The organism is Cellulomonas pasadenensis, from assembly GCF_047229365.1.
GTDB lineage: Bacteria > Actinomycetota > Actinomycetes > Actinomycetales > Cellulomonadaceae > Cellulomonas.
In genome coordinates, this window is record NZ_JBFTEP010000199.1 from 1 (window position 1) to 4,553 (window position 4,553).

General features: G+C 76.5%; 6 protein-coding genes. 3 read left to right on the top strand and 3 right to left on the bottom strand.

What is annotated here, in order from left to right:
* The first annotated feature begins 247 nt into the window (after window positions 1-247).
* Together AB6N23_RS17350 and AB6N23_RS17355 are read left to right on the top strand one after the other, a co-directional pair.
* On the top strand, window positions 248-1,042 hold the full coding sequence (locus AB6N23_RS17350) for an HAD hydrolase family protein (protein WP_412867226.1): 795 nt from the start codon (window positions 248-250) through the stop codon (window positions 1,040-1,042).
* A gap of 70 nt (window positions 1,043-1,112) precedes the next feature.
* Window positions 1,113-1,979, top strand: coding sequence for an aldo/keto reductase (locus tag AB6N23_RS17355; protein WP_412867221.1), 867 nt, complete (start codon window positions 1,113-1,115; stop codon window positions 1,977-1,979).
* 66 nt (window positions 1,980-2,045) lie between these two features.
* Here AB6N23_RS17355 and AB6N23_RS17360 read toward each other — a convergent pair whose 3' ends face one another.
* From AB6N23_RS17360 to AB6N23_RS17370, 3 genes are all read right to left on the bottom strand, one after another.
* Window positions 2,046-2,336, bottom strand: a complete 291-nt coding sequence (locus AB6N23_RS17360; RefSeq protein ID WP_412867222.1) for a hypothetical protein — start codon at window positions 2,334-2,336, stop codon at window positions 2,046-2,048.
* Window positions 2,337-2,380: 44 nt separating this feature from the next.
* Window positions 2,381-3,109 carry a PIG-L deacetylase family protein gene (locus AB6N23_RS17365; RefSeq protein WP_412867223.1) on the bottom strand — a complete coding sequence of 243 codons (729 nt, stop codon included), beginning with the start codon at window positions 3,107-3,109 and terminating at the stop codon, window positions 2,381-2,383.
* Between the two features lie 89 nt (window positions 3,110-3,198).
* Complete coding sequence (locus AB6N23_RS17370) at window positions 3,199-3,726, bottom strand: O-acetyl-ADP-ribose deacetylase (protein ID WP_412867224.1); 528 nt, start codon at window positions 3,724-3,726, stop codon at window positions 3,199-3,201.
* 527 nt (window positions 3,727-4,253) lie between these two features.
* Between AB6N23_RS17370 and AB6N23_RS17375 the strand changes: the two genes are divergently transcribed.
* Entirely contained in the window at window positions 4,254-4,544 is a 291-nt protein-coding gene (locus AB6N23_RS17375) for a hypothetical protein (protein ID WP_412867225.1), read from the top strand.
* The last annotated feature ends 9 nt before the right edge of the window (window positions 4,545-4,553 follow it).

Genomic DNA, 4,553 nt, shown 5'->3' on the forward strand with positions numbered 1-4,553 from the left:
CCCCCCCCCCCCCCCCTTTACACCCCCACCCGCCCCCCCGCGATCGGCTTTTGGGCTCGGGGGGCCGGGTTTTGTTAACCCCCCCCCGCCGGGGGGGGGGGGGGGCGGCGGGGGCGGGCGGCGCTGGTGACCGCCGCGCGTGGGGCATGCTCGTCGGGTGAGCGTGCCTGATCCCGCGTCCGTGCCCGTGCCCGTGCCCGTGCCCGTGCTGGACCACGTGCCGGACGTCCGGCTCCTGGCGCTCGACATGGACGGCTCGCTGCTCGACGAGGCCAAGCGCGTCCACCCCACGTTCTGGCCGCTGCTCGACGCGCTGCTGGGGCGCGGGGTCACCGTGTGCCCGGCGAGCGGCCGCCAGTACGCGACGCTGCGCCGCTCGATGGGTCGCGACGACCTCGTCTACCTGGCGGAGAACGGCGCGTACGTCGTCCGCGACGGGGCGCCGCTCGCGGTCGACGGCCTGGACCTCGACCTCGCGCGCGACGTGGTCCGGCGGGTGCGCGCGGCGGCCGCCGACCTCGACCTGGGGGTCGTGCTGTGCGGCGAGCGCAGCGCGTACGTCGAGCGCACGGACGACGCCTTCCTCGCGCAGTGCGAGCCCTACTACGCCCTGCTCGAGCGGGTCGACGACCTCACGGCGGTCGACGACACCGTGCTCAAGGTGGCGGTGTACGACTTCGGCGGCGCGGAGGCCGGCGCCGGGCCGGCGCTGGCGTCGTTCGGCGACGTGGCGCGCGTCCTCGTCTCGGGTGAGCACTGGGTGGACGTCATGAGCCCGACCGCCGACAAGGGCACCGCGCTGCGGGCCGTGCAGGCCGCGCTCGGCGTGGGGCCGGAGCACACGATGGCGTTCGGGGACTACTTCAACGACGTCGGCATGCTCGCGGCGTCGGACTGGTCGTTCGCGATGGCGAACGGGCACCCCGACGTGCGCGCCGGCGCCCGGTTCGTCGCGCCGTCCAACGACGAGAACGGCGTCGTCCGGACCGTCGCGTCGGTCCTGCGGATCGACGTCCCGGGCCTGGACGCGCGGGGCGCCTGAACCGGCTCCGGACCTGCACCCGGCGCCCGCCCGGCGTGCGCGCGGCACGGCACGGGCGTGGGATGGGGGCATGCAGACACGACACATCGCCGACGTCCCCGTGAGCGCCATCGGCCTCGGCGGGATGCCCATGTCCATCGAGGGCCGCCCCGACCGCGAGCGCTCGATCGCCACGATCCACGCCGCCCTCGACGCGGGCGTCACGCTCGTCGACACCGCGGACGCGTACCACCTGCACGCCGACGAGGTCGGCCACAACGAGGAGCTCATCGCCGAGGCGCTGCGCACGTGGCACGGCGACTCGTCGTCCGTGCTGGTCGCCACCAAGGGCGGCCACCTGCGCCCGGGCGACGGGTCGTGGACCGTGAACGGCCGGCCGGAGTACCTGAAGAAGGCCGCGCAGGAGTCCGCGCGCCGGCTGGGCGTCGAGGCGATCGGCCTCTACCAGTTCCACCGCCCGGACCCGGAGGTGCCCTACGAGGAGTCGGTCGGCGCGATCGCCGAGCTGCTCGACGCGGGCACGATCCGGCTCGCGGGCATCTCCAACGCGAACCCCGAGCAGATCCGCGCGGCGCAGGAGGTGCTGGGCGGGCGGCTCGCGTCCGTGCAGAACCAGTACTCGCCCGCCTTCCGGTCGTCGCAGGCGGAGCTCGACCTGTGCGCCGAGCTGGGCGTCGCGTTCCTGCCGTGGAGCCCGCTCGGCGGCATCGGCAAGGCGGGTGACCTCGGGGAGACGTTCGCGCCGTTCGCCGAGGTGGCCGAGGCGCACGGCGTCAGCCCGCAGCAGGTCGCGCTCGCGTGGGAGCTCGCGCAGGCGGACGTCGTCGTCCCGATCCCCGGTGCGTCCCGCCCCGCGTCGATCCAGGACTCGGTGCTGGCGGCCGACCTGGAGCTGACGGCCGAGGAGCGCGAGCGCCTGCACGCCACCCGCGACTGACGCCCGTCCGCACCGCCGGAACCGCAGGACCGGTCGTCCCGCACGACCGGCCCTGCGGTCCGCGCGTCACCCTCCCGACCACTCCTCGAGCAGCTCGCGCTCCAGGAGCGCGACCTGGATGCGCAACGCACCGAGCAGCTCCTCGCGGTTCGGCGGTGCGCTCGTGCGGTACGCCCAGGCCGTGTCCCCGTCGCCGTCGCGGGTGCGGACGAGCGCGAACACGAAGTCGGGGCGGTCACCCTGCTCGAGCGGGTGCATCCGGATCCCGGGGAGCACCTCGCCGACCGGCCGCCGCCCGTCGTGCGCGTCGCCCGCCGCCCGGCTGCCCGGCCCGGTCCGGTCCGTCTGGTCGTCCACGTCGCCACCGTAGCGACGCCCGGTACCCCACCGCGGCGGGGCGCTCAGCCCTGGAGGTCGTACGAGCGGACGAGCACCGCGTGCTCGACGCCCGCGGCGCGGCCCGCCTCGGCCGTCATCTCCGGGAGGAAGTCCGCCGGCGCGGGGTGCCACGGGAGCCCGGCAAGGTACTGCGCGTGCGCCTCGAGCGACGCGATCCCGCGGCGCAGCGGCTCGCCCGACACGTCGACCGCGTGCGTCGGCCGGGTGTGGCCGGCGACGAGCAGCCGGCGCACGCCCCACGGCTCCAGGCCCTCGTCGAGCAGGTCGGTGAACACCCAGCGGTTACCGGCGTCGCGCACGCCGTCGAGCGTCGCCAGGCCCGCCGCGCGGTGGTCGGCCTGGTTGAGCCCCCAACCGACCTCGTTCTCCCACGTCATCGTGAGCACGGTGTCGGGGCGGAACCGGCGGACGGCGGCGGCGACGTCCCGGCGCAGCGCGAGCGACGGCTCGAGCACGCCGTCCGGGTGGTGCAGCAGGTCGACCTGCGTGACGCCGACGACGGCCCCGGCGGCCACCTGCTCGGCGGCGCGCAGGCGCCCGGTCTCCGCCGGCGGGGACGCGTCCATGCCGGCCTCGCCGTGCGTGAGCAGCAGGTACGCGACGTCGACGCCGCGGTCCGTCCACCGCGCGACCGCGCACGACGCGCCGTACTCGAGGTCGTCGGGGTGGGCGACGACGCACAGCACGCGCGTCAGGTCGTCCTCGGGCAGCGCGGGCAGCGACTCGGCCATGCGACGAGCCTAGGGACGCGCCGCACGGGTGGCCATGCCGGCCGTGGACGCCCCGGGGACGAGGCACGGCGGGACCCCCACGACGCCGGTCAGGACGCGAGCGCCCGCTCGAACGCCTCGAGCACGCGCGGCGAGAACAGCACGAACCGCACGACCGCGACCGTGGCGGCGTCGCCGACCTCCGCGTGCCACCCCCGTACGGCGCCCACCGCCACGCGCGCGACCTCGGCGGCGTCCCACCCGTAGACGCCCGCGCCGACCGCGGGGAACGCCACGCTCGTCGCACCGAGCCCGGCCGCGACGTCCAACGACCGCACGAAGCACGACGCCAGCAGGCGCGGGTCGGTCTCGCCCGCGTGCCGGTTCGGCCCCACGGTGTGCACCACCGAGCGCGCCGGCAGGTCGAACGCGGGCGTCGCGACGGCGTCACCGACGGGCAGGCCGTCGGGCAGGGCGCCGCGCCGCAGCTCCCGGCACGCCGCCAGCAGGCCCGGCCCCGCCGCCGCGTGGATCGCACCGTCGACCCCCCCGCCACCGAGCAGCGAGGAGTTCGCCGCGTTGACGACGACGTCGACGCGCTCCGCCGTGATGTCGCCCTGCACCGCCTCGACCCGCACGCGCCCATCCTGACGTCACGCGCCCGGCCGCGCACCGCGGCGCCACCCCGCCGGACGTCCTTGGCCGGCCACGAGCAGCCGCGAGAACACGCCGCCGGCCGACGCCCCCGACCACGGACGTCCCGCCGACCAGGGACGCCGCGCCGACCACAGATTTCCCCGCCGACCAGGAGACCGCACCCTTCCCCCACCGCTGACCCGGTGCGCGCCTCCTCCCGCCGCCACCCAGCCCCTCACCCCCGGCGGTGTCCACGGCGAACGGGGTCTGGTGTGCGGATATCGGCCTGCATCCGCACACCACACCCCGTTCGGCACGGACGGCGGGTGCGGCGCCGCGGTGGGGGGCGGTCAGGGAGAGGGTCATGGGGGTCGGAGGGTGCCGTGACGTCGGCGGGTGCGTCCACAGGTGCCGTCCACACCCCTGTGCCCGGACCGTCGCGGTGCAGGTCGCGCGCTGCACACAGCTGTGGACAGGCATGTGGATGACGGGCTGCCCTCACCCGTCCGTGCTGGGCTAGCGTGCGCGCATGGCGCAGCGTGGCAGCCGGACCGAGGTGGAGCTCGTCGAGGACGACGAGCCGAACCGCGCACGCCCTGCGCCGCGTGCCGAGCCGGCGGCCGCCGCCTCGTCCGTCCGACCGGCCGCCGACCCGGACCCCGACCCGGCAGCCGACCCGCCTGTGACCCACCGGTCGCGCCGCCGCCGCCGGCGTGCGCTCGCCGCGGCGGGCGGCGCCGGCGCGGTCGCGCAGCGCGGGGCGCAGCTCGTCACCGACGCGGTCGCGTATACACATCAGACGCAGCCGCCGATGCAATGAATGTGGAGT

What these genes read in the sequence shown, in the direction of transcription:
- AB6N23_RS17355 (WP_412867221.1), top strand. Translation starts at nt 1,113, where the DNA reads ATGCAGACACGACACATCGCCGACGTCCCCGTGAGCGCCATCGGCCTC.
- AB6N23_RS17375 (WP_412867225.1), top strand. Translation starts at nt 4,254, where the DNA reads ATGGCGCAGCGTGGCAGCCGGACCGAGGTGGAGCTCGTCGAGGACGAC.
- AB6N23_RS17365 (WP_412867223.1), bottom strand. Translation starts at nt 3,109, where the DNA reads ATGGCCGAGTCGCTGCCCGCGCTGCCCGAGGACGACCTGACGCGCGTG.
- AB6N23_RS17350 (WP_412867226.1), top strand. Translation starts at nt 248, where the DNA reads ATGGACGGCTCGCTGCTCGACGAGGCCAAGCGCGTCCACCCCACGTTC.